Annotated in this window: 12 protein-coding genes; 4 read left to right on the forward strand and 8 right to left on the reverse strand. The window is 55.0% G+C overall.

What is annotated here, in order from left to right; genetic code table 11:
• Positions 1-195: 195 nt before the first annotated feature.
• Positions 196-813: a glycerol-3-phosphate 1-O-acyltransferase PlsY gene (gene plsY, locus IEW52_RS02775; RefSeq protein WP_188628550.1), complete on the reverse strand. Its 618-nt coding sequence runs from the start codon at positions 811-813 to the stop codon at positions 196-198.
• A gap of 147 nt (positions 814-960) precedes the next feature.
• Between plsY and folB the strand changes: the two genes are divergently transcribed.
• Together folB and IEW52_RS02785 are read left to right on the forward strand one after the other, a co-directional pair.
• The gene (gene folB / locus IEW52_RS02780) at positions 961-1,314 is read left to right on the forward strand and encodes a dihydroneopterin aldolase (RefSeq protein WP_188628551.1); all 354 of its coding nucleotides are present in this window, start codon (positions 961-963) and stop codon (positions 1,312-1,314) included.
• An 88-nt stretch (positions 1,315-1,402) separates the two neighbouring features.
• Positions 1,403-2,206 (forward strand): undecaprenyl-diphosphate phosphatase, encoded by an 804-nt coding sequence (locus IEW52_RS02785; RefSeq protein WP_188628552.1) that lies wholly within the window; start codon positions 1,403-1,405, stop codon positions 2,204-2,206.
• 18 nt (positions 2,207-2,224) lie between these two features.
• Here the strand turns inward: IEW52_RS02785 and IEW52_RS02790 are convergent, their stop codons facing one another.
• The gene (locus tag IEW52_RS02790) at positions 2,225-3,442 is read right to left on the reverse strand and encodes a multifunctional CCA addition/repair protein (RefSeq protein WP_188628553.1); all 1,218 of its coding nucleotides are present in this window, start codon (positions 3,440-3,442) and stop codon (positions 2,225-2,227) included.
• A 182-nt stretch (positions 3,443-3,624) separates the two neighbouring features.
• Positions 3,625-6,792: a bifunctional proline dehydrogenase/L-glutamate gamma-semialdehyde dehydrogenase PutA gene (gene putA, locus IEW52_RS02795; protein WP_188628554.1), complete on the reverse strand. Its 3,168-nt coding sequence runs from the start codon at positions 6,790-6,792 to the stop codon at positions 3,625-3,627.
• A 458-nt stretch (positions 6,793-7,250) separates the two neighbouring features.
• Between putA and IEW52_RS02800 the strand changes: the two genes are divergently transcribed.
• Positions 7,251-8,204, forward strand: a complete 954-nt coding sequence (locus IEW52_RS02800) for a hypothetical protein (RefSeq protein WP_188628555.1) — start codon at positions 7,251-7,253, stop codon at positions 8,202-8,204.
• A gap of 119 nt (positions 8,205-8,323) precedes the next feature.
• On the opposite strand, the gene IEW52_RS02805 is transcribed toward IEW52_RS02800, so the two are convergent.
• From IEW52_RS02805 to IEW52_RS02815, 3 genes are all read right to left on the reverse strand, one after another.
• Complete coding sequence (locus tag IEW52_RS02805) at positions 8,324-8,941, reverse strand: TIGR04211 family SH3 domain-containing protein (protein WP_188628556.1); 618 nt, start codon at positions 8,939-8,941, stop codon at positions 8,324-8,326.
• A 96-nt stretch (positions 8,942-9,037) separates the two neighbouring features.
• Positions 9,038-10,303, reverse strand: a complete 1,266-nt coding sequence (locus IEW52_RS02810; RefSeq protein WP_188628557.1) for an inorganic phosphate transporter — start codon at positions 10,301-10,303, stop codon at positions 9,038-9,040.
• Positions 10,304-10,324: 21 nt separating this feature from the next.
• Positions 10,325-11,005, reverse strand: a complete 681-nt coding sequence (locus tag IEW52_RS02815; RefSeq protein WP_188628558.1) for a TIGR00153 family protein — start codon at positions 11,003-11,005, stop codon at positions 10,325-10,327.
• A 168-nt stretch (positions 11,006-11,173) separates the two neighbouring features.
• Between IEW52_RS02815 and IEW52_RS02820 the strand changes: the two genes are divergently transcribed.
• Positions 11,174-12,706: a CYTH and CHAD domain-containing protein gene (locus IEW52_RS02820; protein WP_188628559.1), complete on the forward strand. Its 1,533-nt coding sequence runs from the start codon at positions 11,174-11,176 to the stop codon at positions 12,704-12,706.
• A gap of 68 nt (positions 12,707-12,774) precedes the next feature.
• Here IEW52_RS02820 and IEW52_RS02825 read toward each other — a convergent pair whose 3' ends face one another.
• Together IEW52_RS02825 and IEW52_RS02830 are read right to left on the reverse strand one after the other, a co-directional pair.
• Entirely contained in the window at positions 12,775-13,104 is a 330-nt protein-coding gene (locus tag IEW52_RS02825) for a hypothetical protein (RefSeq protein WP_188628560.1), read from the reverse strand.
• Entirely contained in the window at positions 13,101-13,733 is a 633-nt protein-coding gene (locus IEW52_RS02830; RefSeq protein ID WP_188628561.1) for a hypothetical protein, read from the reverse strand. The genes IEW52_RS02825 and IEW52_RS02830 overlap by 4 nt, the downstream gene beginning before the upstream one ends.
• Between the last annotated feature and the right edge of the window lie 8 nt (positions 13,734-13,741).

The raw sequence follows: 13,741 nt of genomic DNA on the forward strand, positions 1-13,741 counted from the left end.
AAACGCAAGATTCTCTCGCCACGGAATACACGGAAGAACACGGAAAATTTAAGATAAAAACCAAGAGGAGTTATTACTGGTTAAGGCCTTATATCATACGCTCTGGTCGTTTTTGATTTGTCTTTACGTCCGTGTATTCCGTGGCAAAAAGAGGTTTGGTTCTTAGGTTTTTGTCTCCTCTTTGCCCTTCACACATTACTCTTTACCTGCTCTATCGTCGCGTTTGAATCGTTCGATAATTGGTTTTTCCTGGCGGTGATACAGGCGGCTGATATTGCCGTGGTGCCGCAGAATGATCAGGCAGGAAAGCAAGGCGACCGACAGTGTGTATTCCGGTTTGATGAAGTAGACATACAGCGGGGCGAGCAGGGCGGTAATGAGTGACGCCAAAGAGGAATAGCCAAACAGCCCCAGGCATACCAGCCAGGTCAACAGCATCAAGCCGGTCATGTCCATGCCCAGCGGCAACAGGGTGCCCAGCGCCGTTGCCACTGCCTTGCCACCGTGAAAGTGAAAAAACAGCGGAAACATATGGCCCAGGCAGGCGGCCATGCCGATAAAAGCCAGGTACAAAGGGCTGATGTTCAAATACCAGGCCACATAAACCGGCACCGTGCCTTTCAGAATATCGAGTAACAGCACCCAGACGGCGGCGCTGCGATTACCCGTGCGCAGCACATTGGTGGCCCCCGGGTTGCCCGAGCCATGAGCCCGAGGGTCCGGCAGGCGATAAAGCCGAGAGATCAGCACGGCGCTGGAGATGGATCCCCCCAGATAAGCGAACATGATCATAAACAAGATGAGGGCCGTCATTCGCGGTTTATACCTCGGGGTCAATCCGTTATTATTGCGGGCTTAAACCGAGCTATTGGCTGGCTAAAGCCTGTAGTGCAAGGCCTGCCGCGCAAGCGTGACTCGATTACCAACCATATGGCCACAGCTTAACAGAAGATAGAGACGATGGATAAAGTGTTTGTACAAGGCCTAGAGGTGCTCACTACCATAGGTGTTTATGAGTGGGAAAAGGGCATTCAACAGAAGGTGCGTTTCGATCTTGAAATGGGCTACGACAATGCGCCTGCCGCGTTGGGTGATGATATTAACAAGGCGCTCGATTATGCTGCCTTGTCGCAAAAGGTAACCCGATACGCAGAGCAAAATCATGTGGAGCTGGTGGAAACCATGGCCGAGCAGATAGCGCAGCTTATTCTGACCGAGTTTGCCGTGCAATCGGTAAAAGTGCGTCTTACCAAGCCCAATGCCGTCGCTAATGCCGCCGGTGTCGGGGTAGAAATAGAGCGTTTTGCAAACTGATCCGATCCAAGGCCTGAAGCGGCACTGTCATTAAAGCGTCATTGAACCTGGATAACCTGAATCAGTAACAGGCCAAAGGACATGCGCTATGGAAGCTCACACCATATTACTGGCTCTGATTCAGGGCCTTACCGAGTTTTTACCTATCTCCAGCTCTGCACACTTGATATTGCCTTCGGTATTGTTGGGGTGGCGTGACCAGGGGATGGCATTTGATGTGGCCGTGCACCTGGGCAGTTTGCTGGCGGTGTTATATTACTTTCGTTACGAGGTGGTCAGCCTGGCGATCGCCTGGCAGCGTTCGATCAGAGGCAAAGAGCAAAGTGCCGAGTCACGCCTGGCCTGGAGCATTGTGCTGGCGACCATTCCCGCCTGCATTATAGGAGTGATTTTTGGCGGCTTCATCGCCGATTTTTTACGTTCCGGCTGGGTTATCGCCGTTAGCACCATCGTATTTGGCTTGCTGCTGTGGTGGGCCGACAAAATAGCTCGACTGCATAAAAGCGAATATCAAACCGGTTGGCGTGGGGCTTTTTTGCTGGGCTGTGCCCAGGCATTGGCACTGATTCCGGGGACCTCGCGCAGCGGTATCACCTTAACTGCCGGGTTGATGCTGGGCATGACGCGTGATGCCGCCGCTCGTTTCTCTTTTCTGATGTCGATTCCGATTATATTTCTGGCCGGCAGCCATCAGGCCACGGGCTTGCTAAGTGCCGGAGCGATAATACCCTGGTCCGCTATGGGACTGGGTATTGTGGTTTCGTTTGCCAGTGCTCTGGCCTGCATTCACCTGTTTTTAGCCTTGTTGAACCGTATCGGCGTCATGCCCTTTGTATGGTATCGGTTAGGGCTGGGGGCGGTGCTATTCTGGGTGATGGCAGGCCAACTGTAATCTGGCCTGCATAACAGCTTAGCCTAATCGTTGTTCAAGGCGTTGCAGACGAGCTTGCGAAATGGCCTCGCCAATGGCGGGGCCTTTTAGTCCCTGGGCTATAAAGGGGCCGGCGGTAATGGTTTTCAGCTCGCCCAGCCATTGCCACAATAACGGGCCTTGCGGATACGGTGCCGTGTTCTTTTGGCTTTGCATATCGGCCTGAGCGCATTGCAGCAACAGGGAAAAACGCTCGGGTTTGCGCCAGGCATCGGTAGCCTGGTACAGCGCGAGTATACGGGGCGCTTGCGCGACTGTAGGGCGAGATAAACCATGTAAAAACGGGTGCCAGCGGCTTATCAGAATGGCCAGCTCCTTGTGCTCGGTGGGCACCTTGAGGCGTTGACAAAGGGTGGTAATGGGCGTTACGCCTTGCTCATTACGCTGGGTCTGAGTCGTTTGCTCTGTGGTGGCCTGCGTGGTGCCAATGGCATGGCAGAGTACGGCGAATCGAGCGGCAATATTATCGGTCAACTCGGCGCAGCGGGTGAGCGCGGCCATGGTCTGTTGGCCGGCATCGGGTTCTGTCCCCCAGGGCTTGCTGACAGGTACGCCAAACAAGGCATCTATTTCCGGAAACAGGGCCGTCAGGCCATGAACACGACGCAATACTTCAAAAAACACCTGCGGGTGTGGACTGGCCAGCGCCTTTTCTGTTTCTTTCCATACCCGTTCGGGAGTCAGCGTGGCCAGTTCGCCGCTGGCTGCCATTTGTTGCATCAACTCCAGAGTCTCGTCGGCAACAACAAAGCCCAGATGATGAAAGCGGGCGGCAAAGCGAGCGACCCGCAATACGCGCAGCGGGTCTTCACTAAACGCATCAGACACATGGCGCAAGCGGCGGGCAGCAATATCTGCCTGACCATGATAGGGATCGATCAAAGTGCCGTCTTCACGTTGAGCGATGGCGTTAATCGTCAGGTCGCGGCGGCTCAAGTCTTCTTCCAGCGTCACCTCGGGGCCAAAATCACAGATAAAGCCGGTATAACCTGTGCCTGCCTTGCGCTCGGTGCGAGCAAGCGCGTATTCGTTTTTGCTGTTGGGATGCAGGAACACCGGAAAGTCTTTGCCTACCTGCTGATAGCCCTGTTGCAGCAGTTGCTCGGGCAGGGCACCGACGACGACGTAGTCGCGATCGTATACGGTTATGCCCAATAGCGAATCTCGTACCGCGCCGCCTACTAGATAAACTTGCACTGATGTCTCCCTGAGCCAAAAGCCCATTATAACGGCAAAAAAGCGCTGCACGCTGCCAGCGTTAGGCGGCCAGTTCAAATAAACACCATATGAGTGCACAACCCCGTCCACACTGGCCGCCGAGTAGCAAAAGAGCCCCCCATGCAAGCATGGGGGGCTGAGCTTATCGCTGACCGTTTGCTTTAGCTTTCGCCTAATGACAACAGGGTGGCGTTGCCGCCAATGGCGGTAGTGTTGTTGGTAATGGTTTTCTCGGTAATAAAGCGGGTGAGATAATGGGGCCCGCCCGCCTTGGGACCGGTGCCGGACAAGCCCTGCCCGCCAAAGGGTTGCACGCCCACCATGGCGCCAATTTGATCGCGGTTGATGTAGATGTTACCGGCGTTGACCCGTTGCGCTATGTCGTCGGCAAAGGAGGCATTGCGACTGTGAATACCCAGCGTCAGGCCGTATCCCGTATTGTTGATCTCGTCTATTACCTTGCCGATATCTTGCGCCTTGAAACGCACCACATGCAGTATGGGGCCAAACTGTTCTTTGGCCAGCTCACCAATGCTGGCGATTTCCAGTGCCGTGGGCTGAATATACCAGCCGTTGTTACAGCCTTCGCCCAGTGGCGTTTGCGCAATCAGGGTATTACCGGCGGCCTGAATGGCGGTCAGGTGTTTCATCAATCCCGCTTGCGCGCCTTCATCGATAACCGGACCCACATCGGTAGACCATAAGGCCGGATCGGCCACACTGAGCTCGTTCATGGCGCCTTTCAGGATCTCCAGCACCCGCTCGGCGATGTCTTCCTGCAAATACAAGACCCGTAGCGCCGAGCACCGCTGGCCGGCACTCTGAAAGGCGGCGCGCACCACATCGCGTACCACCTGTTCGGGCAGGGCGGTGGAGTCGACGATCATGGCATTCTGGCCGCCGGTTTCGGCAATCAGCGGAATAATGGCGCCTTTGCGCTGGGCCAGCGTCTGGTTGATGGCCATGGCGGTATCGGTCGAGCCGGTAAAGCAGACCCCGGCAATGCGTGGGTCTGCGGTTAACGCTGCGCCCACGGTGGCGCCATCGCCGGGCAATAATTGCAATACCTCGGGCGGAATACCGGCTTGATGTGCCAGTGTGGTGGCCAGCTGGGCGATCAGGCTGGTTTGTTCGGCCGGTTTGGCCAGTACCGTATTACCGGTGACCAGTGCCGCGCTGACCTGACCCAAAAAGATGGCCAGCGGGAAGTTCCAGGGGCTGATGCACACAAAGGGGCCGCGGCCCTGAGCCAGCAGCTGGTTATGTTCACCTGTGTAGCCCGGCAGGATGCGAGGGATCATCAGGGTGCGAGCCTCGTTGGCATAATAACGACAAAAATCCACGGCTTCGCGCACTTCATCTATGCCATCTTGCAGCAACTTGCCGGCTTCTCGGGTACACAAGGAAATAAAGTCGGCTTGATGCGCTTCCAGCAAATCGGCCAGCTTTTCCAGCGCCTGAGCCCGAGCCTCTACCGGCGTATTGCGCCAGTCAGCAAAGGCGGCCCGGGAGATGCCGACCGCTTGTTCAACGGTGGCTTTGTCGGCGAAATACACCTTGCCCACGGTCTGCTCATGATCCTGTGGGCTGAATACCGTGGTTGGCGTTCCGCTGGTGACGGCCTTGCCACCCACCAGCGGGCTGGCTTGCCAGTGCTTGTCGTTCAGTTTATCCAGGGCGCTGAAAAAGGGCGCTCTAATGCCTTCTATATTCATGTTCAGACCGCGGGAGTTAACGCGATCGGGGAAGATGGCCAACGGCAAGGGAATGCGGTCGTTGGCCAGGCTGTCGTATTCGGCCAGGGTGTCTCGGGGGTGGGTGACCAGGGTATCTATGGGAGTTTTCGGATCCACCAGCTTGTGCACAAACGAGGTGTTGGCGCCGTTTTCCAGCAAGCGCCGCACCAGATAGGGCAAGAGATCCTTATGGGCACCGACGGGAGCATAAATACGACAGTTTACCTCCGGGTGTTCGGCCAGTACCGCGTTATACAATTCTTCGCCCATGCCGTGCAGGCGTTGAAACTCGTAATCCCGCTGCTTGGCCATGGCCATTACCGAGACTACGGTATGGGCGTTGTGCGTGGCAAACTGCGGATAGATAGCGCCCTGGGTGGCATCACTCAGCAGATAGCGGGCGCAGGCCAGATAGGAAATATCGGTGCCGGCCTTGCGGGTAAATACCGGGTAACCATCGATGCCGCTTTGCTGGCAGTGTTTGATTTCGCTGTCCCAATAGGCACCTTTTACCAGTCGTAGCGGAATTTCATCGCCCTGTTCCCGGGCCAGCGCCGTCAGCCAGCACAGCACGGGCAGGGCCCGTTTGGAATAGGCCTGGATGACGATGCCCAGTCCTCCCCAGCCCTGATTCACCGGATCCCGATACAGCGACTCGAACAAGTCGAGTGATAATTCGAGGCGGTCCATCTCTTCGGCATCTATGGTGACAAACACATTCAGCTTGCGTGCCAGTTCAAGCAACTTGAGCACGGTGGCCTTGAGTTCGGTGAGCACGCGCTCGCGATTGGCTTCTTCGTATCTGGGGTGTAATGCCGACAGCTTGATTGAAATTGAAGGGCGAGGAACCGAGCTGTTAACCAGAGATTCGCCGCCCACGGCGGTAATGGCGTTGGCGTAATCCTGATAATATTTGTCGGCATCGGCGGCGGTCATGGCGGCTTCACCCAGCATATCGTAAGAGTGGGTATACCCCTGCTGGCGTGCCTTGCGACTGGCTTTTAGCGCTTCTTTGATGTCTCGACCGAGCACAAACTGCTTGCCCATGATCTTCATGGCGGCATACATGGCCGAGCGTACCATGGGCTCGCCCATGCGGTTGATCATGCGGTTGAGTACATTGGCCGGATTGCCATCGAGCTTTTTGTCCATGCGAATGACTTTGCCGGTGAGCATCAGGCCCCAGGTGGACGCGTTGACCAGTGTGGAATCACTTTGGCGAAAATACTTGGCCCAGTCGGCGCCGGATAATCGGTCTTTAATCAGCTCATCGGCGGTGTGACTGTCGGGAATGCGCAGCAGTGCCTCGGCCAGGCACATTAAAATAATGCCTTCCTGGGTATCCAGGCTGTATTGCTGCAAGAAGGCATCAATACCATCGCCGCCATCACTTTCCTTGCGCACCCGGGTCACCAGCTGATGAGCCTGTTCCTGAACCTGCGCCAGGGCCTGGCGGGTTGAGGGTACTTGTTCCAGCAAGGCGGCCAGATGAGTATTTTCGTCAACGATATAGTGTTGAGTAATGGCCTGGCGCAGGGCCTTTAAATCGCTGGGAGCATAACGGGGGGCAAAAGCGGCGGCAACGGTAAACATAACGGCACTCCTAACATGGCTGGGGTGAGCGAGTGAAACAGAATCATCACATTGATAAGGTATACGATTTTTCGGTTATTAACAGAGATTGCCACGGTGCCAATCGACAAATGCGATCTGTACAGCATATATTGGCGATATTACGGTGTTTGTTACTTTTTTTCGTATACGATGCCGTGGTAACGAGCTGTTGTTAATATAGTTTACTTCTGGTGAAGCGGCTGATCTGTGCGCCATGACCGTGGGCCTTTCTGGCGTTGTTAGCGTGGCGAGACAGGCTTGATGCGATGAGCCTGTGACTGGGCTATTAGCCATGTTGGGATTCACATGAGTAAAGGTCAAAATACCTCCCCGGGCCACTCGTTCTACAATCAGCAAATGCCAACCCTGGGCGCATTGTTTGCTTGCCGCTCCCCCCCTATAATGCGCACTCTTTTTATCTGTGGTAAGCAAGTACTGTGCACTATCAACGTCTTCCCAAAGGGCATTTTGCCTTGTCTGTGGTTTATCTGATCACCGGCGCCTCCATTGCCGCCTCCATGGTATTTTCTTTGCTGCTGTTTCTGTCTCTGGAACAAGGTTTGCTGATGAAGCTGATGTTCGGCGGCCTGGCATTGGTGTTTGAGGTTGGAAAATTTTATATCTGGTATGAGATGGGGGAACGGGTCAGCCGACGCGATTCCATTGGCGCAGCCAAGGCGCTGTGCTTTTATGCCGTGCTGGCCGGGTTATCCATTGCCGGCAGTGTGGGGGGCATTAATGCTGCCACCAATACCCTGCTGGAAGGCGACGCCGTCAAGGCCGCCGAGGTACAGAGCTATACCGATAAAATTGCCGGCCTGGACAGAGAAATAGAAATCAACGAGCAGGCGGCACAGGCTTACATCGATATGAAGCGCATCGCCAACGGCATGACCAATATGCTGGAGCGTAATGCCGAACTGCGTGCCCGCCAGGATGAATTACGACGCGAACGAGACCAGGTTGCCATTACCAGTCAAAGCTCGCTGATGGGACTGATGTCGAGCCTGGCCGATGGCCTGGGCTGGCCGTTATCGCGGGTGCAATTTGGTATAGTGGCCGCGCTATCTATTTTGTTGGATTTCTTTGCTGCCTTCTTTATTGCCCTGCTGGGTGACGAAATTCGTTTTCGGCGCAGCCAAAAGAAGCCACCCTTGCCTGTTGCAAGCGACGACAGCAAAGAAGAAACGCCAGCCATGCCGGTTCGGCCCGATTATTACCATGAGGTGGTGAACAAGCTGCAGGCCGGTGAACTGCGTTGTGCCAAGGGCGCGGTCTCGCGCATGTTGGAAAAGCCGCTGGAAGAAGTGGAAGATATTTTTCACTGGCTGTTGCAAGACGGTATTGTGTATCGCAAGCCCAATCGGCATTTCGCCGTCAAGTCGTCATAAACCCCGCAGCGCTCATCTCCCCAAAGACAAACGCCAGCGCCGAGACCCTGGTTGCTTAAAATAAAAAAGCCATCAGTCACGAGAAGTGATTGATGGCTTTTTTGTATTCTTTATTTAATTTAGTTCATCCAGCGGCCGTTGTTACGTTTACGACGCAGCGGCACCATGGGCAGGAAGATGCCAAACAGAATACCGGCACCGGCTACCAGGCCTCCGTTCAACAGCCAGTCCAGTCGCATCCGGTGCTCCTTGTCGTCCATCAGACTGGTCAGGCGCTGGTTTTCACTTTCAAGCTGAGCATGTTGCTGGCGCAGCTCATTCAGCTGTTCGCTTACCTGGGTCAGCTCTTGTTCTTGTTGCGTCAGGCGCGTGCTTTTGTCCCGTATATCTTGCTGGTGACGTTCATCCGCCGTGCCAAGCAGCTGCTTGGTGTGCTCCAGCTCGGCTTCCAGTGCAGGCAACTTTGAGCGAAAGCTCTCGTTGTTTTGCATGAACTGGCCATCTATCCAGCCGGTACGACCATCGGCATCCCGGATCTGTACGTATTTGGTCTGGGCATCACGGTCCAGCTGCACCACGGGTTCGCCGGCGTTAATGGTGCCAAGAATACGAAATTTGTTACTGGGGCCGGCATGCAGATAGGCATATACATTATCGGAGACATAACGATTGGCCGCCTCCGCCATACCTAGCCAGGGCAGGTAGCATAACAGGGCTACAAGAAGTTTCGCTTTCACCTAAGATTCCTTCACTCTCAACGATGAGAGCATGGTAATGGGTGCGGAGGGGGAGGACAAGAAGAAGGGGGCAAGATTGCCCCCTCGAAATGGTGTTTAGTTAAACAACCACTGAATGATATAGAAAAAGATAATGGCCAAAATAGCACCGGCTGGCAGAGTGACTATCCAGGAAACCACTATGTTTCGCAGTACGTTAAGGTTGAGTGCCGCAATGCCGCGCGCCAGGCCTACGCCCATAACCGCCCCTACCAGAGTCTGGGTAGTGGAAATGGGCAGACCGGTACCGGATGCGATCACCACTGTCGCAGCGGTCGCAAGCTGAGCGGCAAAGCCACGGCTTGGCGTGAGGTGAGTAATACCTGTGCCTACCGTTGCCATTACCTTGTGACCCAAAGACGCCAGACCAATGACGATACCAATGCCGCCCAGGGGGAGTATCCACCAGGCAATGCTGGACTTGGCGGCTATCTGGCCGGAGCTTTGCACTATGCTCACCACGGCAGACAAGGGGCCAATAGCGTTGGCCACGTCGTTAGAGCCGTGCGCAAAAGCCATGGCACAAGCGGTGACCACCATCAAAATACCAAACACTTTCTCAACGTTGGAGTAGTGCATGTCTTTGTCATCTTGCGGGTTATATTGCTTGCGCTTGATGTAGATACCGCACAATACCGCGGCCAACAGGGAAACGGTGATCGACAGGCCCCAACTTTGCGCGTCGCTCATTTCCAGGCCTACATGCTTGAGGCCTTTCTTCAGCGTGACCAGACAGATCACCATCACGGTCAGAAAAATGTAGGCAGGAACATATTTCTTGGCGGCGGCCAGCGGGTTGTCGGCGTTGAAGATGAGCCGCTGTACACTGATGAAGGTGAAGTAGGCCAGTACCCCCGAGAGCGCTGGCGTGACAATCCAGGAGCCGACCACACCGCCCACCTTGCTCCAGTGCACGGCGTCCGAGCCCAGAGAAACCAGGGCAAAGCCAATGATGGCACCTATGATGGAGTGGGTGGTCGATACCGGCCAGCCGTAGAAGGAGGCAAGCAGCAACCAGGTTCCCGAGGCCAGCAGTGAGGCAATCATGCCAAACACCAGCAAGTCCGGATGATCGGCAAAGGCGTTAGAATCTATAATGCCATTCTTGATGGTTGAGGTAACCTCGCCACCTGCCAGGTAAGCACCGGCAAATTCGAACACCATGGCGATAAGAATGGCTTGTTTGATGGTGAGAGAACGCGTGCCCACCGAGGTGCCCATGGCATTCGCCACATCGTTGGCACCTATACCCCACGCCATAAAAAAGCCGAAGAGTGCCGCCACCAAAATAAGCAGGGTGCCGTAGTTAGCAATGATATCCATTTATATACCTTGTTATTTCGCTCAGGAACGGGACAGCATCAGCTCTAAACGGGCACCTACCCGCTCGGCCTGATCTGCCAGGTCACCGACCCACTCAAGGATCTTGTACAAGAACATCACATCGATGGGGTTATAACCCTCTTCAATGGCCTGCAACTGCTTGCGCAGTTTGGCTTGCATGACATCGGTATCATCTTCTATGAGGTCGAGCTGATGGATCATTTCGGACACCAAATCCATTTCTCGACCTTTAAAGCCGGTTTCCAGCAGTTCGTCGAGTTCATCAATGGCTTTGGCGGCCTGAGCGGTGGCATCGATACACCGGCTGAGGTAAACCATGAAAGCAGATTTGAGTTCCAGGGGAATGAGCATCTGACGGCCCACAATGCGTCCCGAAATATCTTTCGCTTTGTTGGCTATCTTGTCTTGCTGCGTCAGCAACTCCAGCATGTCGGTACGTTCTACCGGCATAAACAGGCCGCGAGGAAGCTTGAGACGGATTTCCCGTTTCAGCGTGTCCGCTTCCCGTTCAAGTTGGGAGATGCGTCGCTGAATCAGCTCGGCTTGCTCCCAATCTCTCTCCCACATGGCGTCGAAGAAAGGAACCAATTGTTGCGCGGCTTCATGTACTTTTGCGACATGCTTTTGCAGCGGCTTGATAGGGGACTTGGCAAAGAGTCCCAAAATAGTATTTACTGGCATGGCTAACCCTGTGTCGGTGAAAAAACACTCGATACATAAATGTGGCGCGAATGGTAACTTAACTACCAAGGCAAGAAAACAGCATTTTTAACAACACACTTGTATTTGCCGTCAACTTTTTAAAATTTAACTATAAAAATCAAAAGATTGGAGATTTAAGACCGCCCTATGGATACTGAAATTGAGCTTAAGTTTCTTGTCTCATCTGACGTTGGTAGCCGACTACCCGCGCTGTTGCAATCTTACAATATTCGTCAGCACGACCAGCAGCATCTGGCCAATACCTACTTCGACACCGCCGATCTGGCGCTGGGCAGCATCAAAGCCGGGCTGCGGATCCGCAGCCAGAACGGCAAGATGGAACAAACCGTCAAGCTGGCGGGCAGCCAGGTGGGCGGCCTGCATCAACGGCCGGAGCACAATGTGCCGCTGACCGTCCACAGTCCGGATTTGTTCTTGTTTCCGGAGCATATCTGGCCCGAGCAATTTAATGTGAATCTGGTGCAGCAATCGTTGCAGCCGTTGTTCAGTACCGACTTTTTGCGCCAGCGCTGGCTGTTGACCATAGAAGATACCGACATTGAACTGGCACTGGATTCGGGTGAAGTGCAGGCCGGTGAGCAGCGAGAAACCATTCACGAGCTGGAGCTGGAGCTGGTAAAAGGCGATGTGTCGCAGCTGTTCGAACTGGCCGACGATCTGGTCAAGGCCGGTGGTCTGCGCCTGGGGGCCATTTCCAAGGCACAGCGGGGCTACCGTCTGGCCGGTTTCAGTGCCCCGCCACGGCTGCAGATGCTGGAGCCTTTGCCTCTGGCTGCCACTGATAATTGCGAACAAACCATGATGGCCTTGTTGCACAAGGGGCTGTCTCACTGGCAGCACCATGAAGAAGGCTGGCTGGCCGAGCCCGGTGACAGGCTAGAGTGGTTGATGCAATTGCGAGAAGGGGTGTCGCTGGTGCATCAAACCCTGCTGCTGTTTGGCAATCAGGTGTCCCATCATGTTAACAGTGGCTGGATTGACGATTTACTCTGGTTGCAGCAGCAGCTTTCCTGGCTGGACAGAGCGCAGATGCTGGCGTATCTGACCGCGGATAAGGGACATTATCTGCGCCGGCTGGATTGCCAGAAGTCGGTGCTCGGTCAATTGCAGGCTCAGCAACAGCAATTGCCAGATGAGGCTCAGCTGGAAGCGCTTTTCTACAGCGCCCGTTATGGGCGCTTGATGCTGGGCCTGACGCACTGGTTGTATCGACAAGACTGGCGGGCCGGGCTGGCAGCTTCGCAAACGGTCCAGCTGGCGGCACCTGTGGGTGAGCTGGCACGCCAACGTATGGAGGACAGCTGGCATATATTGCGTAACAGTGCGCTGGGTGAGCCGACTCTGGACGGGGAGCGTTATATTCAACAAAAGGGCAAGCTCAGACGCAACCTGATGATAGGGCTGTGCTTCAGTACCCTGTATCCGGAAGCGGACCGCATCGGGTTTCGTATGCCCTGGCTGGATATTCTGCGCGGCATAGAAGACCTGGATATGCTGTCTCCCCTACAGGAGGTGAGTGAGCAACTGGATGCGACCGAGGCGGCCGAGCTGGAACAATGGCTGGCCCGCAAGCAGCAATTTCTGCTGGAGGCGCTGGAGCAGTCTCGTACCCAGGCCTTGCTGATGAAACCTTACTGGCAATCATTCACTTCAAGATAGCTGTCAGCTAAAGATAAAAACACCGAGCCCTTGGGCTCGGTGTTTTTTTTGCTTGATACGCGGCCCAGTCATTCGTCAAGTGACTGGCTGTAACTGAGCAGCTCGTCCATTACCTTGTGTTTTATTTCCAGTTGCTGGCTGGGCTGCAGACCATAGCGCTCGGCCAGAAAAACATAATCTTCTGCGCTGAGGGACACGGTTAGCCGCGGCCGCTTGGGCTTGTTGGCCACGGGCAGGGTAAGAATATGGCGAATTTGATCCGACGGACTCAGACCATTATCCAGAGCCTGGCGGCGAATTTGATATTGCAGGGTTTCTTCCATATCGAACGCCACCTGGACCGCCTTGGCGGCGCGCGCCGAACTCTGCCATTTTTGCGGCAGCTTGCGCGAACTCATGAGCGAGCCTCCAGCTGTTGTTTCAGCCTGGCCAATACCTGCTCGGTACTCGCTCTTTCGGTGGCAGAGGGCATGATTTCCGGTTCTGCATCTGCCGCCAGCTGCAGCTCTCGTGCCCGGATATCTGCCAACGCCTGTTTGGCGTTCACCGGGCTTAATGCCGTGTGATGCTGGCGAATGGTGAGCAATGTTTTACGCACGCAGGCGGTATTGTTCGCCATGGTGAGCTGCCGGCACAAGTCGTGATAATGGCGCTCGGCACTGGTCCAGCGCTGTTGGTAATAGGCGTGCTGCCTGAGTCGGCGAGTCAGGGTGAGCTGGCTTATGTTCAGCTGGTTTTCGACCTCGGACAGCATGGCGGCCAGTTGATGGGCCTGCTGTTGCTGGCCGTCGGCCAAGGCCTTCAGGGTCGCTTGTTCCTGGCTTGACTGTTGTTGCTGCAGGCTTGCCAGGTGTTGGTGAAGCTGGACAAGTTCGTCACTCAGCTGTTGATGCTGTCGCTCCAGCCCCTGCATATGCAATTGTGCATGGCGGCAATCGCGTTCCAGCTGCACCCTGGCCTGATCCGAACTCGGATCCTGACTCCCGTCGCCATGCAGGCTGCGCAGTACCTGACCTAATACACTCATCAGCCGGC

Source organism: Oceanisphaera marina, from assembly GCF_014643915.1.
GTDB classification, from domain to species: Bacteria; Pseudomonadota; Gammaproteobacteria; order Enterobacterales; family Aeromonadaceae; genus Oceanimonas; species Oceanimonas marina.